Source organism: Streptomyces sp. H27-H1 (assembly GCF_026627445.1).
Lineage (GTDB): Bacteria > Actinomycetota > Actinomycetes > Streptomycetales > Streptomycetaceae > Streptomyces.
Window position 1 is genome coordinate 265,705 of record NZ_JAPNLJ010000004.1, and the last position, 13,987, is coordinate 279,691.

The window sequence follows — 13,987 nt, forward strand, 5'->3', positions numbered from 1 at the left end:
CGCGCCCGTGTGGACTACGCCCAATGCTGCGCGTACGCGCGCCGCCGAAGAACATTCACCGAACATGAGCAGGAGGCACCCCGTGAGCGCGACCGCGGACCACGCGGAGAACCTGGCCGCCAGGCTGGGTTTCCAGTCCGAACAGGTGGTCCAGGAGATCGGCTACGACGACGACGTCGATCAGGAATTCCGTGATGCCGTAGAGGGTCACGTCACCGAACTCGTCGATGAGGACTACGACGATGTCGCAGACGCGGTTCTGCTGTGGTTCCGGGAGGACGACGGCGATCTGACGGACGCCCTGGTCGATGCGACCGAGCTGGTCGAGGACGGCGCACTGATCCTGCTGGTGACCCCCAAGACCGGCAAGGACGGTTTCGTTGAGGCCAGCGACATCAGCGAGGCCGCCGAGACCGCCGGCCTCTCGCTGGCCAAGGGCCTCCCCGTCGGCAAGGAGTGGACCGCCACCAAGCTGGTGACTCCGAAGACGGCCAAGTCCAAGCGCTGAGCCGCGCCCCGCAGCCATGCGGATCCACACACCCCGCCCACCGGGAAGCCTCCCGGTGGGCGGGGTGTGTGCGTTTTCGCGGGCGGACAGGGGCCGGACGCGCGGTGGACCCATAAGCTGAGATCACCCGAACAGCCCAACGCAGGGACGCGGGACGAAGGGATGCGACAGATGGCCATCGAGGTCGGCAACAAGGCTCCGGACTTCGAGCTCAAGGACAACCACGGCAGGGTCGTGCGGCTCTCCGACTTCCGGGGGGAGAAGGCCGTCGTGCTGCTCTTCTACCCCTTCGCCTTCACAGGCGTCTGCACCGGCGAGCTCTGCGAGCTGCGCGACCAGCTGCCGCGCTTCCAGAACGACGACGTGCAGCTCCTCGCGGTGTCCAACGACTCCGTACCGACCCTGCGCGTCTTCGGCGAGCAGGAGGGGCTGGAGTACCCGCTGCTGTCGGACTTCTGGCCGCACGGGGAGGCCTCCCGCGCCTACGGGGTCTTCGACGAGGAGAAGGGCTGCGCGGTGCGCGGCACCTTCGTCATCGACCGGGACGGCATCGTGCGCTGGAGCGTCGTCAACGGACTGCCCGACGCACGTGACCTGAACGAGTACATCAAGGCCCTCGACAGCCTTTGATCCGGCCTGCGTGCCCGCGCCGCGGGCGCGTGGCACGATCGCCTCGAATAAGTCCGTACAGGCGGGAACCCGTCACTAGGATCAAAACGTTGATCCGGTGAGAACGCACGACGGGGCCCTGCCCCACACAAAACCTTATGGAGGACCCGTGGGAGTCAGCCTCAGCAAGGGCGGCAACGTCTCGCTGTCCAAGGCCGCGCCGAACCTGACGGCCGTCATCGTCGGTCTGGGCTGGGACGCTCGCACCACCACCGGTGTCGACTTCGACCTCGACGCCAGCGCGATCCTGACCAACGACCAGGGCAAGGTCGCCAGCGACGCGAACTTCGTCTTCTTCAACAACCTGAAGAGCCCCGACGGCTCGGTCGAGCACACCGGTGACAACACCACCGGTGAGGGCGAGGGCGACGACGAGGCGATCAAGGTCAACCTCGCCGGCGTGCCCGCCGAAGTCTCCAAGATCGTCTTCCCGGTCTCGATCTACGAGGCCGAGAGCCGCCAGCAGAGCTTCGGCCAGGTCCGCAACGCGTACATCCGCGTCGTGAACCAGGCCGACAACGCCGAGCTCGCCCGCTACGACCTGTCGGAGGACGCCTCGACGGAGACCGCCATGGTCTTCGGCGAGCTCTACCGCAACGGCGCCGAGTGGAAGTTCCGCGCCATCGGCCAGGGCTACGCCTCGGGCCTGCGCGGTATCGCGCAGGACTTCGGCGTGAACGTCTGAGCCTGCTCCGCCAGAGCAGTCGTTCCACCGTCCGGCGCCGTGCACTGTGTGTACGGCGCCGGACCGGCTTTACGGCCACACCGCCGCACCGCTACACCGCACACCGCCACCGTCGTCCGGGGAGGACCACAACATGGGCGTCACACTCGCCAAGGGGGGCAATGTCTCCCTCTCCAAAGCCGCGCCGAACCTCACCCGGGTTCTGATCGGCCTCGGATGGGACGCGCGCTCGACCACGGGCGCCGACTTCGACCTCGACGCCAGCGCTCTGCTGTGCAACAACGGCCGGGTGCTCGGGGACGAGTACTTCGTCTTCTACAACAACCTGAAGAGCCCCGACGGCTCCGTCGAACACACGGGGGACAATCTCACCGGCGAGGGTGAAGGCGACGACGAGTCGATCATCATCGACCTCAGCGAGGTCCCGGCCGGCGTGGACAAGATCGTCTTTCCCGTCTCGATCCACGAGGCCGAGGCCCGTCGGCAGAGCTTCGGCCAGGTCAGCAACGCTTTCATCCGTGTGGTGAACGAGGCGGACGGTCAGGAACTGGCCCGCTACGACCTCAGCGAGGACGCCTCCAGCGAGACCGCGATGATCTTCGGCGAGGTCTATCGGTACGGCGGCGAATGGAAGTTCCGTGCGGTGGGGCAGGGGTACGCGTCGGGGCTCCGCGGCATCGCTCTAGACTTCGGGGTCAACGTTTCGTAAAGCCGTACAACACGATGGGATGCCAGTGGTTCTGAAAACCTTCGGCTGGTCGTTCGCAGTCACTGCGCTCGGACTGGTCGCAGCGGTGCTCTACGGGGGGTGGGAGGCCTTCGGGGTCGTTGCGATCCTGACCATCCTTGAGATCTCGCTGTCCTTCGACAATGCGGTGGTCAACGCCGGAATCCTGAAGAAGATGAATGCCTTCTGGCAGAAGATCTTCCTCACCGTCGGTGTCCTCATCGCCGTGTTCGGCATGCGCTTGGTCTTCCCGATCGTGATCGTGGCGATCAGCGCCAAGATCGGGCCGATCGAAGCCGTCGACCTCGCCGTGTCCGACCAGGACATGTACAAGCAGCTCGTCACGGACGCCCACCCGTCCATCGCCGCCTTCGGTGGCATGTTCCTGCTGATGATCTTCCTCGACTTCGTTTTCGAGGACCGCGACATCAAGTGGCTCGCATGGCTGGAGCGTCCGCTCGCGAAGCTCGGCAAGATCGACATGCTGTCGGCGTGCATCGCGCTGATCGTCCTGGTCGTCACCTCGATGACCTTCGCCGTCCATGCCCACCAGCACGGCGGCGCTCACGTGGACAAGGCGCAGACGGTCCTGATCTCCGGCATCCTCGGCCTGATCACCTACATGATCGTCGGCGGCCTCTCCGGCTACTTCGAGAACAAGCTGGAGGAAGAGGAGGAGAACGAGCACGAGGCCGAGGAAGCGGCGAAGAAGAGCGGCAGCCCCGTCAAGGCCGTCGCCATGGCCGGCAAGGCCGCGTTCTTCATGTTCCTCTACCTCGAAGTCCTCGACGCCTCCTTCTCCTTCGACGGGGTCATCGGTGCCTTCGCCATCACCAGCGACATCGTGATCATGGCCCTCGGCCTCGGTATCGGTGCCATGTACGTCCGGTCGCTGACGGTCTACCTGGTCCGCCAGGGCACCCTCGACGACTACGTCTACCTGGAGCACGGCGCGCACTACGCCATCGGCGCGCTCGCCGTCATCCTGCTCGTCACCATCCAGTACGAGATCAACGAGGTCATCACCGGCCTCGTCGGCGTCGTGCTGATCGGATGGTCCTTCTGGTCCTCGGTGCGCCGTAACAAGCGTCTGGAACTGGAGGGTTCCGCCGCCGAGGCATGATCGCGGCGGTAATGCGGAACGCTCAAGTGCGGGGCGGTCCGGCGGTCCACGGACCTGCCGGACCGCCCCGTCCGCATGTCGGCAGGGGGCCACGTGCTCGAAGGGATCAGGGGGTTGTGGGGATGGGATTCTTCGACGGCATCAGGGGCAGCCGGGGCACGCAGTTCCAGTCGGGCAGTGCCTCGTCCAACGCGATCGAACTGACCAAACGCCGTCCGACGGTATCGCTCACCAAACAAGGGGCGGTGCACGGCAATCTGCGCGTGAACCTCTCGTGGCGGATGCGCACCTCGGACTTCGGCGGCCGTAGCGCCGGCCAGAGCGGGCAGCTCTTCCGGCATCCGTTCAAGCTGTTCAAGCCCGACATGGTGCAGGCGCACACCCAGGGCATGGTCAATGTCGACCTCGACATCGGCTGCCTCTACGAGCTGACCGACGGCACCCGGGGCGTCGTCCAGCCCCTGGGGAACCTGCACGGAGACATCAACAGTCCGCCGTACGTGAAACTCAGCGGCGACGACCGCTTCGGGGCGCCCTCCGGCGAGACCATCTTCGTCAATCTCGACCACGCCGAGGAGATCAAGCGGCTGCTGGTCTTCGTGTACATCTACGACCAGACCCCGGCCTTCGACCGGACGCACGCCCTGGTCACGCTCTACCCGATCACCGGGCCGCGCATAGAGATACCCCTGGAGGAACGCCACCCGCACGCCCGGTCCTGCGCGGTCGTCTCCCTGGAGAACGTCAAGGGAGAGCTGATCGTGCGGCGCGAGGTCACCTTCGTCTACGGGTTCCAGGCCGAGCTGGACCGCCTGTACGGGTGGGGCCTCCAGTGGGGCCGGGGCTACAAGACGAAGACATGACGGGAGACCTGGCGGGGCCGGGCAGCGGCCGGGCGGCTGCGGCGGGCCCCGCCGCTCACCGGCGGATGAACTGCGGCCCCTGCGCCGGCAGCCGGAATGACGGGTCCCCGGCCGGAGCCGGCACCGGGGCCTGCGCCACCGGCTGCGGGTAGCCGTAGGCGGGCTGGGCGTCCGGCGGGGCCTGGGTGGTCGGCTCCGGGGTCACCGCAGAGGCCGGCGGGGTCTGGTGGGGCTGGGCCTGTCCCGGTCCCTGGGGCTCGGGGGCGTTCTCGTCCACGGAGATCCCGTGGTCGGTGGCCAGGCCGACGAGCCCGTTGGAGTAGCCCTCGCCGAGCGCGCGGAACTTCCACCCGTCCCCGCGCCGGTACATCTCGCCGCAGATCAGCGCCGTCTCGGCGCCCGTCTCCGGCCGCACGTCGAAGTAGGCCAGGGGTTCGGAGCCGCCCGTCGCGGTGGCGTCGTAGAGCAGGATCCGCAGGTCGCTGACCCGCTCGAAGGGCACGTCCTCGGCGGAGGCGACGACGAGGATCCGGTCCACGGCCGGGGTGACGGCCCGCAGGTCCGCCTGTACGGCGTCGGTGATCCCGTCGCCGAGCTGCTTCTTACCGAGCCGCCAGACGGCCCCTGAGGGGTGCCGGGGCTGGTTGTAGAAGACGAAGTCCTCGTCCGAGCGCACTCGCCCGTCCGAGCCCACGAGCAGCGCGGAGGCGTCCACGTCGGGTACGTCGGGCCCCCCGGTCCAGCGCAGCACCGCGCGGACCGCCACGGCGGCCACGGGGATGTTGGAGCCCTTCTGCATCGCGTGCGTCATGCCGGTCATCCTGCCCTCCCGGGCGCGACCGGGACAATGCGGCCCCCCGTAGACCTTGTCCGGATCGCGAGACCTGGGCATGGTGCAAGAGGGTTACCTGGATTTCATGTGCTTGGGGAACTCTTGAATCAGATTCGTACGTACTATTACCGGCCATGCCAGATCGGCCGCCGAGGCAGTACGGGGGAAGCACATGCGTCACTTCGGGCACATCTCGCCCAGCGTCCGAAAGGACCTCTTCCACCAGGAGCCGGCCGAATTCACCGCCACCTCCCCCGCCGCCACGCTCGCGGCCGCACTGGGGGCCACGCTCTACAGCCCGGCGACGCGGCCCCAGCTCGCCCGTGACATCCGCAAGCAGGCCGCCCTGGGGGTCGTCTCCATGGTCCTCTGCCTGGAGGATTCCATCAGCGACGCCGATGTCGTGGGGGGCGAGGAGAACCTCGTCCGGCAGTTCGCCGCCCTCCACGAGGACCCGGCGGAGCTCCCGCTGCTCTTCATCCGCGTCCGGGAGCCCGAGCAGATTCCCGACCTCGTGCACCGGCTCGGCGGCTCGGCCGCGCGATTGGCCGGATTCGTACTGCCCAAGTTCAGCGAGAGCCGCGGCATGGCCTTCCTCGACGCCGTCGCGCAGGCGGAAGCCGCGAGCGGGCAGCCCAGGCTGTACGCGATGCCGGTCCTGGAGACCCCCGAGCTGCTCCACCTGGAGACCCGGGTCGAGACCCTCGCCGGGATCTCCCGCACGGTCAACAAGTACCGCGAGCGGGTCCTGGCCCTGCGCCTGGGCGTCACGGACTTCTGCTCCGCGTACGGGCTGCGCCGCACCCCCGACATGACCGCCTACGACGTGCAGATCGTCGCCGGGGTGATCGCCGACGTGGTCAACGTGCTCAGCCGCGCCGACGGCACCGGCTTCACCGTCACCGGGCCCGTGTGGGAGTACTTCCGCAGCCAGCAGCGCCTCTTCAAGCCGCAGCTGCGCCGCAGCCCCTTCCTGGAGGAGGGCGTCGAGGAGCTGCGCACCGCGCTGATCGAGCACGACCTGGACGGACTGCTGCGCGAGATCGAGCTCGACCGGGCCAACGGGCTGCTGGGCAAGACCTGCATCCACCCCGCCCACGTCACCCCGGTCCACGCGCTCTCGGTGGTGTCGCACGAGGAGTTCAGCGATGCTCAAGACATCCTGCGCCCCGAGCGCGGGGGCGGCGGAGTGATGCGTTCCGCCTACACGAACAAGATGAACGAGGTGAAGCCCCACCGGGCCTGGGCCGAGCGCACCATGCTGCGCGCCGAGGTCTTCGGTGTGGCGAAGGAGGAGGTCGGCTTCGTCGATCTCCTCACGGCCGGGCTCCAGGTGTGAGCCGGCCGTTGACTGCGAGGAAGGGCAAGAAGATCGAAGCGGTGTGGTCGGGAACGTGGGTCGCGGACCGGCTGGGCGTCGGCCTGCAGGACGGGACGGGGACCGGGACCGGCGGGCCGGCGCTCGAAGAGCTGCTCGGGCTGGCGCTGCGACGCAACCCCAAGCGGGCGCACCTGCTCGTCTCGCAGGTGCTGGGCAAGCACGTCCCGCAGTCCCCGGCGGCCGTGTACGCCGCCGGGTACGGGCTCGGTGAGCGGGTCCGGGAGCTGCTGGGCGAGGCGCAGGCGGCCTCGGCCGTGGTCCTCGGGTACGCGGAGACCGCGACCGGGCTGGGCCACTGCGTGGCCGACGGCCTGGGCCGCGCCCCGTACCTGCACTCCACCCGCCGTCCGGTGACCGGCGTGGAGCCCGCGGGCGGCTTCGAGGAGGCGCACTCGCACGCCACCTCGCACCTGCTGCTGCCCGAGGACCCGAAGCTGTTGGCGGGCTCGGGCCCGCTGGTCCTCGTGGACGACGAGTTCTCCACCGGCAACACCGTCCTGAACACCATCGCCGACCTGCACGCCCGCCACCCGCGCGGCCACTACGTGGTCGTCGCCCTCGTGGACATGCGCTCCCCGGCCGACCGCGACCGCCTGACGGCCTTCGCCGCCGAGCTGGGGGCCCGCGTCGACCTGATCGCCCTGGCCTCGGGCACCGTCTCCCTCCCCGAGGGAGTGCTGGCGAAGGGACAGGCCCTGGTCGAGGAGTACGAGGCCAAGGCAGCGGCCGGACAGCCCGAGGCGGGGCGAATACAGGCGGCCGACGGGCAGGCCGTCACGCGCGTGGAGCTGCACTGGCCGGCCGGGATACCCGACGGCGGCCGCCACGGCTTCACCCCGGCGCACCGCGAAGCGCTGAACGCGGCACTGCCCGCCCTGGCCGGCCGGCTCGCGGCCGCACTCGCCGCCGTACCCGCGCCCGCCGCAGCACCCGCCCGGGTCCTCGTACTCGGCAACGAGGAGCTGATGTACGCCCCGCTGCGCCTCGCGCAGGCCCTGGAGGCGTCCGGCGCGGCGGCCGAGGTCCGCTTCTCCACCACCACCCGCTCGCCGGTGCTCGCCGTCGACGACCCCGGCTACGCGATCCGCACCCGGCTCGTCTTCCCCGCCCACGACGACCCGGCCGACGGGCCCGCGGACCGGTACGCGTACAACGTCTCCAGCACAGCGGGCGCCGGCTTCGACGCCGTGGTCGCCGTCGTGGACTCGGCCGGGGACACCGCCGCGCTGCACGCACCGGACGGGCTCCTCGCGCAGCTGGCCCCGCACACCGGCCGGGTCCTGCTGGCCGTCCTGCCGTCCTACACGCCCGGGCACGCGGCTCCGTACACGCCCGGGCGCGCGCCCGTGGACACCGAGCACGTGCCCGCGTACACATCCGACCGGCAGGAGCCGATCATGACCGAGCCCCTGCGCGAACCTCTGCGCGGGCCCGCCTTCTCCTCCTACGCCGCCGAGGACGTCGGCTGGCTGCTCCAGGACCTCTCCGACATCGAGCTGGAGGCTCCGACCGAGGAGCGCGAGGAGGCCATCCAGGCGGGCGGCGCGCACTACGCGGAATCGCTGCCGGTGGAGTACCAGCCGTCCCCGGAGTACCAGCAGCTCTACCAGAGCGCGCTGACCGCCTCCGCCGCCCGGATGGCCCGCGCCGTCGGCACCGTCACCGAGACGGTCCTCGCCGAACGGTCCCCCTCGCCCGTCCTGGTCTCCCTGGCCCGCGCCGGCACCCCCGTGGGTGTGCTGATGCGGCGCTGGGCGCAGCTCCGTCACGGCCTGGACCTGCCGCACTACGCCGTCTCCATCGTGCGCGGCCGCGGCATCGACGCCAACGCGCTGCGCTGGCTGGCCGCCCACCACGATCCCGCCGATGTCGTCTTCGTCGACGGCTGGACCGGCAAGGGGGCGATCTCGCGCGAACTGCGCGAGGCCCTGGGCGAGTTCGAGGGCTTCAACCCGGAGATCGTGGTCCTCGCCGACCCCGGCTCGTGCGTGGAGACCTACGGCACGCGCGAGGACTTCCTGATCCCCTCCGCCTGTCTCAATTCCACTGTGTCCGGGCTGGTCTCGCGTACGGTGCTCAGGTCCGACCTGGTCGGGCCCGCAGACTTCCACGGCGCGAAGTTCTACCGCGAGCTCGCCGGGGCCGATGTCTCCCGCGCGTTCGTCGACACCGTCTCCGCACACTTCGAGGAGGTGGCCGAGGCCGTGGACGCCGAGGTCAAGGAGCTCCTCGCCGCGGATCGCACACCGACCTGGGTGGGCTGGCGGGCGGTGGAGCGGATCAGCGAGGAGTACGGCATCCACGATGTGAACCTGGTGAAGCCCGGAGTCGGCGAGACGACTCGGGTGCTGCTGCGCCGGGTGCCGTGGAAGATCCTCGCGCAGCGCGGCGCCGGCGCCGACCTCGACCACGTACGACTCCTCGCGGAGCAGCGGGGGGTGCCGGTCGAAGAGGTCGACGGCCTGCCCTACACCTGCGTAGGACTCATCCATCCCCGATTCACGCGCGGTGCCACGGGCGCCGACGGAAAGGCTGTGTCCACCAAGTGACCGTCCTAGTAGCCAGTGACCTCGACCGCACGCTCATCTACTCCTCGGCCGCGCTCGCCCTGACCATGCCCGACCCGGTGGCCCCGCGACTGCTGTGCGTGGAGGTGCACGAGAGCAAGCCGCTGTCGTACATGACCGAGACGGCGGCGGGGCTGCTGGCGGAACTGTCCGCCGACCCGCGTGCGGTGTTCGTGCCGACCACCACCCGCACGCGCAAGCAGTACCAGCGCATCCGCTTCCCCGGGCGGCCCGCCAAGTACGCGATCTGCGCCAACGGAGGCCAACTGCTGGTGGACGGGGTCCCGGACCGGGACTGGCGCCGCCAGGTCGCGGCCCGGCTCGCCGCGGAATCCGCTCCGCTGGAGGAGATGAACGCGCACCTGATGTCCGTGGCCGACCCGCAGTGGCTGCGCAAGGCGCGGGTGGCGGAGGACCTGTTCGCGTACCTGGTCGTGGAACGGGCACTGGTCCCCGCGGAGTGGATCAAGGCGCTGACGGAATGGGCCGAGGCGCGCGGCTGGACGGTCTCGCTGCAGGGCCGGAAGATCTACGCCGTCCCGCGTCCGCTGACCAAGAGCGCGGCGATGCACGAGGTGGCCCGGCGTACGGAGGCCACCACCACGCTCGCCGCCGGGGACTCACTGCTCGACGCGGACCTGCTGCTCGCGGCGGACGCGGGCTGGCGGCCGGGCCACGGGGAGCTGGCCGACGCCGACTGGACGGCGCCGCACGTCACGGCGCTGACGCAGGCGGGCGTGCTGGCGGGCGAGGAGATCGTGCGGTCGTTCACCCGCGAAGTAGCGCGACTGGGCACACCCTCCACCTGATCATGGGCACACTGGGCCCATGACCAAGGGCAACAGCACCAAGATCACAGACGAGCTCTACCGGTACATGCTCGCGCACAACCCCCCGCTGGACGAGGTCCAGCGGGGGCTGGTGGCGACCACGTACGAGGTGTTCCCGGCCGTGTCCGGGATGCAGTCGGCGGAGGAACAGGGGCCGCTGCTGGCCTTCCTGGTCCGGCTGACCGGCGCGCGGCACATCGTGGAGGTCGGCACCTTCACCGGCTTCTCCTCCCTGTCGATGGCGCAGGCCATGCCGGCGGACGGACGCCTCATCGCGTGCGACGTCTCGGAGGAGTGGACCGCGTACGCGCGCGAAGCCTGGGCGAAGGCCGGGGTCGCGGACCGCATCGACCTGCGGATCGCGCCCGCGCTCCAGACGCTGCGCGCGATGCCGGCCGAGCCGCACATCGACCTGGCGTACGTGGACGCGGACAAGCAGAGCCAGATCGCCTACTGGGAGGAGCTCGTGCCGCGGCTGCGCCCCGGCGGGCTGCTCGTCACGGACAACACGCTGTACCACGGCGCGGTGCTGGACCCGTCGGCGACCGGTGCGGCGGCGGGGGTCCAGGCCTACAACGACCACGTCGCCGCGGACCCCCGCATGGAGTCGGTGATGCTGGCGATCTCCGACGGCATCACCCTCTCCCGCAAGCGCTAGCCGCAGCCACCCCCACCACAGCAGCCTCCGCCGCCCATCGGTGCGGCGGGGGCTGCGGAGGTTCCGCCGACGGCTACGGCGGAGAGCAGCCTGACGGTGTCGGCGTGACCGGCGGGGCAGTCGGCGGGGGCGGAGGACTCGGCCATGGGCCGGCTGACCTCGAAGGTGTCTTCGCAGGTCCGGCAGCGGTACTCGTAACGGGGCATGCGGTACAGGCTACGCAGTGCGGGCCGCTCCCCGGAATCCCCGAGAGGGTGTGGCCCCGGGCCCTGCCCGCGCCCGCGGGCCCACGCGCGGCGCCGTCGCCTGGGGCTCCGCCCCCGGACCCCGGTGGAACGGGCGAAGGGAGGGTAAGGGGCGAGCCCCGCGCAGCGGTGTACCCGGCTCCGCCGGGGTCAGGGGGCCGGTGTGGTGGCGGACGCCGGGGGAAGGCCCAGCTCCGCCCGTGTCGGAGCGCCCTCCCAGTCGCCCGGCGAGGCGACCGCGAAGGCGCCGGCCGTCACCGCCCGGTCCAGCCGCCCGGCCGTGGTCAGTCCGTCGAGCAGCCCCGACAGATACCCCGCGACGAACGCATCGCCCGCACCCACCGCGCCGACGGCATCGACGGCATCGACGGCACGCGCGGGTGCGTGGACCGCCGAGCCGTCCTCCGCGTAGGCAGTCGCCCCGGCCGCGCCGAGCTTGACCACCACTTCGCCGACCCCGAGCGCCGTCAGTTCCCCGGCCTGGCCGGCCGGGTCGGCCGGCCCGCCCGGTGGCAGGCACAGCGGGAGTTCGCCGTCCGAGGCGATGAGGACGTCCACCGACGGCGCCCACTCACGGAGCACCGCCGCCGCCTCCTCCCCGTCCCACAGCCCGGCCCGGAAGCTGACGTCCAGGCAGACCAGCGCCGAGTGCTCGGCCGCGAGCCGCAGGGCTACGGCCGCCGCAGAGCGGGCCGAGCGGGAGAGGGCCGGGGTGATCCCGGTCAGGTGCAGGACCGTCGGCCGGGCCGCGGTGAAGGCGCGCTCCACGGAGCAGGCCTTGAGCCGCGAACCCGCCGATCCCGCCCGGGAGCGGACCCGCCCGAGCTCCGGGGGCCTCGGCTCCGCGAGCATCAGCCCGGTCGGGGCCCCGCCGTCGTCGAGGGAGGCCCCGCTGACGTCGACACCCTCGGCGCGCAGGGTCCGTAGGACCAGCTCACCGGCTTCGTCCTCGCCGACCGCACCCGCCCAGTGGACCGAGTGGCCGAGCCTGGCCAGCCCGATCGCGACGTTCGACTCGGCGCCCGCGACGGAAACCTCCACGGTCCCGCCCTGCCGCAGCGGGCCGCCGCGCAGGGCGACCATCGTCTCCCCGAAGGTGAAGACGTCCGGCCCGGGCCCGGTCATGCGCAGACCGCCCTGAACTCCGCGGCCCGGCGACGCAGCGCGAACAGGTCGCCACCGTCGGCCGCGTCACCGATCAGCGGTGCGCCGACGCCGACGGCGACCGCGCCCGAGGACAGGAACTCGGCCGCGCTGGCCGAGTCCAGTCCGCCGGCCGGCACGAACGGCAGGTCGGGGAAGGGGGTGCGCAGCGCCCGCAGGTACGCCGGTCCGCCGATCGAGCCCGGGAACAGCTTGAGCGCGACTGCCCCCGCCGCGTCGGCTGCGATGACCTCGGTCGGGGTGATGACCCCGGCCAGTACCGGCAGCCCCTGCCGGACCGATTCGTCCACTCCGGCGCCGAGCCCCGGGGTGACCATCAAGTTGGCTCCGGCCTCGGCGGCCCGCTGGGCGTCCTCGGCGGTGAGGACCGCGCCGGCCCCGAGCCACGCCTCGTCGCCGAGCTCCTTGCGGGCCCGGCCGATGACCTCCAGCGCGCCGGCCCCGCTGAGGGAGACCTCGATGAGCGGGACGCCCTCTTCGACGAGGGTCATGACGGTACGGAAGGACGCTTCCACGTCCCTTCCGCGGACGATGGCGACGAGCCGCTCTTGTCGCAGCGCTGCGCCGAACTCCATGGGAATGCCTGCCTTCTGATGTGCGGGGGGTGGGGGAGGGGTGCCGGGTGGTGGTGGGGGCTCACCGCTCGGCGAAGGAGCCGTCGTCGTGGCGCCACTCAAGGTCGCGCCACGCTCGGCCGTTCTTGTCGGCTGCGCGGACGGCAGCCTCGATGTCGATGTCGATGTCGACGCCGGAGCCCGGCCGCCGCTCGGTACGGACGAACATCCGGCGCGGTGGCGCCTCGGACGTCTCGATGCGGGGGCTTCACGGCGGTCGGTGTCATTTCATGGGGGGGCAGCGGGACTCGGTCTGCGGGCCGGCGGTCTGCGGGGTCTACGCGTGGTCGCGCTTCGCCACGTCGAGTAGGTCGAGCACGGCCGTGTACGCCCCGTCCGGGTCCCCGGCCCGGACCTGGTCGACCACGGCCCGATGGATCGCGTAAGGATGCTCGGCCTCTCCCAGGTGCACCGTGCGGTCGCGTTCCACGAGGGCCGGGATGATCACCCGGTACATCTGCGTGAAGAACAGGTTGTGCGAGGCGGTCAGCAGCGCCAGATGGAACGAGGCGTCCGCCCGGACGTGCAGCACCGGGTCGGAGCCGCTCGCCGCCATCGCGGTCAGCGCCGCATCCAGCGCGGCGAGGTCCTGCGCGGTGGCCCGTACGGCGGCGAGCGCGGCCGCGGCCGGTTCGATCGAGCGGCGCAGCTCCAGGAGGTCCGAGAAGAAGCGGTCGGACGCGCCGGCCGCCAGCTTCCAGCGCAGGACGTCGGCGTCGAGGAGGTTCCAGTCGGTGCGCGGGCGCACGAAGGTGCCGCGCTTTTGACGGGCGTCCAGCAGGCCCTTGGCCATGAGCACCTTGACGGCCTCGCGGAGCACCGTCTGACTGACGTCGAGCTCCTCCATGAGGCGGGGCAGGTCGAGCGTGGAACCCGCGTCGTAACTCCCGTCGAAGATCCTGCGGGCCAGCTCTTCCACCGCCGCCTTGTGGACTCCGCGGCCGACGTAGGCGGCCTCGCTGCTGCTGATCATCCCGGTTTCCCTCGCCGTTCTGGGGCTTTAATGCCTATTTTGCCCCCCGGCATGGCAAAGAATTGCACAAGTAATCGTTAATTAGCAATTATTGCGACGGGTAGCCGGAGTGTTGGATTCCGGATCTGGTGGTGGCGGCGGCTGACCA

The 13,987-nt window shown here is 70.7% G+C and carries 16 protein-coding genes; 10 read left to right on the top strand and 6 right to left on the bottom strand.

Annotated elements, in window-relative coordinates; all coding sequences use genetic code 11:
- Nucleotides 1-82 precede the first annotated feature (82 nt).
- The 6 genes from OTB20_RS06075 to OTB20_RS06100 all read left to right on the top strand — a co-directional run bounded on the left by OTB20_RS06075 (nucleotide 83) and on the right by OTB20_RS06100 (nucleotide 4,575).
- Nucleotides 83-508: a DUF3052 domain-containing protein gene (locus OTB20_RS06075; RefSeq protein WP_267754861.1), complete on the top strand. Its 426-nt coding sequence runs from the start codon at nucleotides 83-85 to the stop codon at nucleotides 506-508.
- A 171-nt stretch (nucleotides 509-679) separates the two neighbouring features.
- Nucleotides 680-1,138, top strand: a complete 459-nt coding sequence (locus tag OTB20_RS06080) for a peroxiredoxin (protein ID WP_267815551.1) — start codon at nucleotides 680-682, stop codon at nucleotides 1,136-1,138.
- Between the two features lie 148 nt (nucleotides 1,139-1,286).
- Nucleotides 1,287-1,862 carry a TerD family protein gene (locus OTB20_RS06085; protein WP_267815552.1) on the top strand — a complete coding sequence of 192 codons (576 nt, stop codon included), beginning with the start codon at nucleotides 1,287-1,289 and terminating at the stop codon, nucleotides 1,860-1,862.
- Between the two features lie 133 nt (nucleotides 1,863-1,995).
- Nucleotides 1,996-2,571 (top strand): TerD family protein, encoded by a 576-nt coding sequence (locus tag OTB20_RS06090; RefSeq protein ID WP_267754868.1) that lies wholly within the window; start codon nucleotides 1,996-1,998, stop codon nucleotides 2,569-2,571.
- A gap of 25 nt (nucleotides 2,572-2,596) precedes the next feature.
- The gene (locus OTB20_RS06095) at nucleotides 2,597-3,712 is read left to right on the top strand and encodes a DUF475 domain-containing protein (protein ID WP_267815606.1); all 1,116 of its coding nucleotides are present in this window, start codon (nucleotides 2,597-2,599) and stop codon (nucleotides 3,710-3,712) included.
- 122 nt (nucleotides 3,713-3,834) lie between these two features.
- On the top strand, nucleotides 3,835-4,575 hold the full coding sequence (locus OTB20_RS06100; RefSeq protein WP_267754869.1) for a TerD family protein: 741 nt from the start codon (nucleotides 3,835-3,837) through the stop codon (nucleotides 4,573-4,575).
- Nucleotides 4,576-4,630: 55 nt separating this feature from the next.
- Here the strand turns inward: OTB20_RS06100 and OTB20_RS06105 are convergent, their stop codons facing one another.
- A complete protein-coding gene (locus tag OTB20_RS06105; RefSeq protein ID WP_267815607.1) occupies nucleotides 4,631-5,386 on the bottom strand; it encodes a TerD family protein in 756 nt (251 codons plus the stop codon).
- A gap of 193 nt (nucleotides 5,387-5,579) precedes the next feature.
- Between OTB20_RS06105 and OTB20_RS06110 the strand changes: the two genes are divergently transcribed.
- Genes OTB20_RS06110 through OTB20_RS06125 form a run of 4 tightly spaced genes read left to right on the top strand, consistent with a single transcriptional unit; the run spans nucleotide 5,580 to nucleotide 10,843 of the window.
- Nucleotides 5,580-6,746, top strand: coding sequence for an HpcH/HpaI aldolase/citrate lyase family protein (locus tag OTB20_RS06110; protein ID WP_267815553.1), 1,167 nt, complete (start codon nucleotides 5,580-5,582; stop codon nucleotides 6,744-6,746).
- A gap of 8 nt (nucleotides 6,747-6,754) precedes the next feature.
- Nucleotides 6,755-9,337 (top strand): phosphoribosyltransferase, encoded by a 2,583-nt coding sequence (locus OTB20_RS06115; RefSeq protein ID WP_267815554.1) that lies wholly within the window; start codon nucleotides 6,755-6,757, stop codon nucleotides 9,335-9,337.
- Nucleotides 9,334-10,164, top strand: coding sequence for an HAD family hydrolase (locus OTB20_RS06120; RefSeq protein ID WP_267815555.1), 831 nt, complete (start codon nucleotides 9,334-9,336; stop codon nucleotides 10,162-10,164). The genes OTB20_RS06115 and OTB20_RS06120 overlap by 4 nt, the downstream gene beginning before the upstream one ends.
- 19 nt (nucleotides 10,165-10,183) lie before the next feature.
- On the top strand, nucleotides 10,184-10,843 hold the full coding sequence (locus tag OTB20_RS06125) for an O-methyltransferase (RefSeq protein ID WP_267815556.1): 660 nt from the start codon (nucleotides 10,184-10,186) through the stop codon (nucleotides 10,841-10,843).
- Here the strand turns inward: OTB20_RS06125 and OTB20_RS06130 are convergent.
- The 5 genes from OTB20_RS06130 to OTB20_RS06150 all read right to left on the bottom strand — a co-directional run bounded on the left by OTB20_RS06130 (nucleotide 10,840) and on the right by OTB20_RS06150 (nucleotide 13,839).
- A complete protein-coding gene (locus OTB20_RS06130; protein ID WP_267754878.1) occupies nucleotides 10,840-11,049 on the bottom strand; it encodes an FmdB family zinc ribbon protein in 210 nt (69 codons plus the stop codon). The genes OTB20_RS06125 and OTB20_RS06130 overlap by 4 nt on opposite strands.
- A gap of 189 nt (nucleotides 11,050-11,238) precedes the next feature.
- A complete protein-coding gene (locus OTB20_RS06135; protein ID WP_267815557.1) occupies nucleotides 11,239-12,213 on the bottom strand; it encodes a sugar kinase in 975 nt (324 codons plus the stop codon).
- A complete protein-coding gene (locus OTB20_RS06140) occupies nucleotides 12,210-12,827 on the bottom strand; it encodes a bifunctional 4-hydroxy-2-oxoglutarate aldolase/2-dehydro-3-deoxy-phosphogluconate aldolase (RefSeq protein ID WP_267815558.1) in 618 nt (205 codons plus the stop codon). Before OTB20_RS06140 ends, OTB20_RS06135 begins: the two co-directional genes overlap by 4 nt.
- Nucleotides 12,828-12,888: 61 nt before the next feature.
- Nucleotides 12,889-13,035: a hypothetical protein gene (locus OTB20_RS06145; RefSeq protein ID WP_267815611.1), complete on the bottom strand. Its 147-nt coding sequence runs from the start codon at nucleotides 13,033-13,035 to the stop codon at nucleotides 12,889-12,891.
- 108 nt (nucleotides 13,036-13,143) lie between these two features.
- Complete coding sequence (locus tag OTB20_RS06150) at nucleotides 13,144-13,839, bottom strand: FadR/GntR family transcriptional regulator (RefSeq protein ID WP_267815559.1); 696 nt, start codon at nucleotides 13,837-13,839, stop codon at nucleotides 13,144-13,146.
- Between the last annotated feature and the right edge of the window lie 148 nt (nucleotides 13,840-13,987).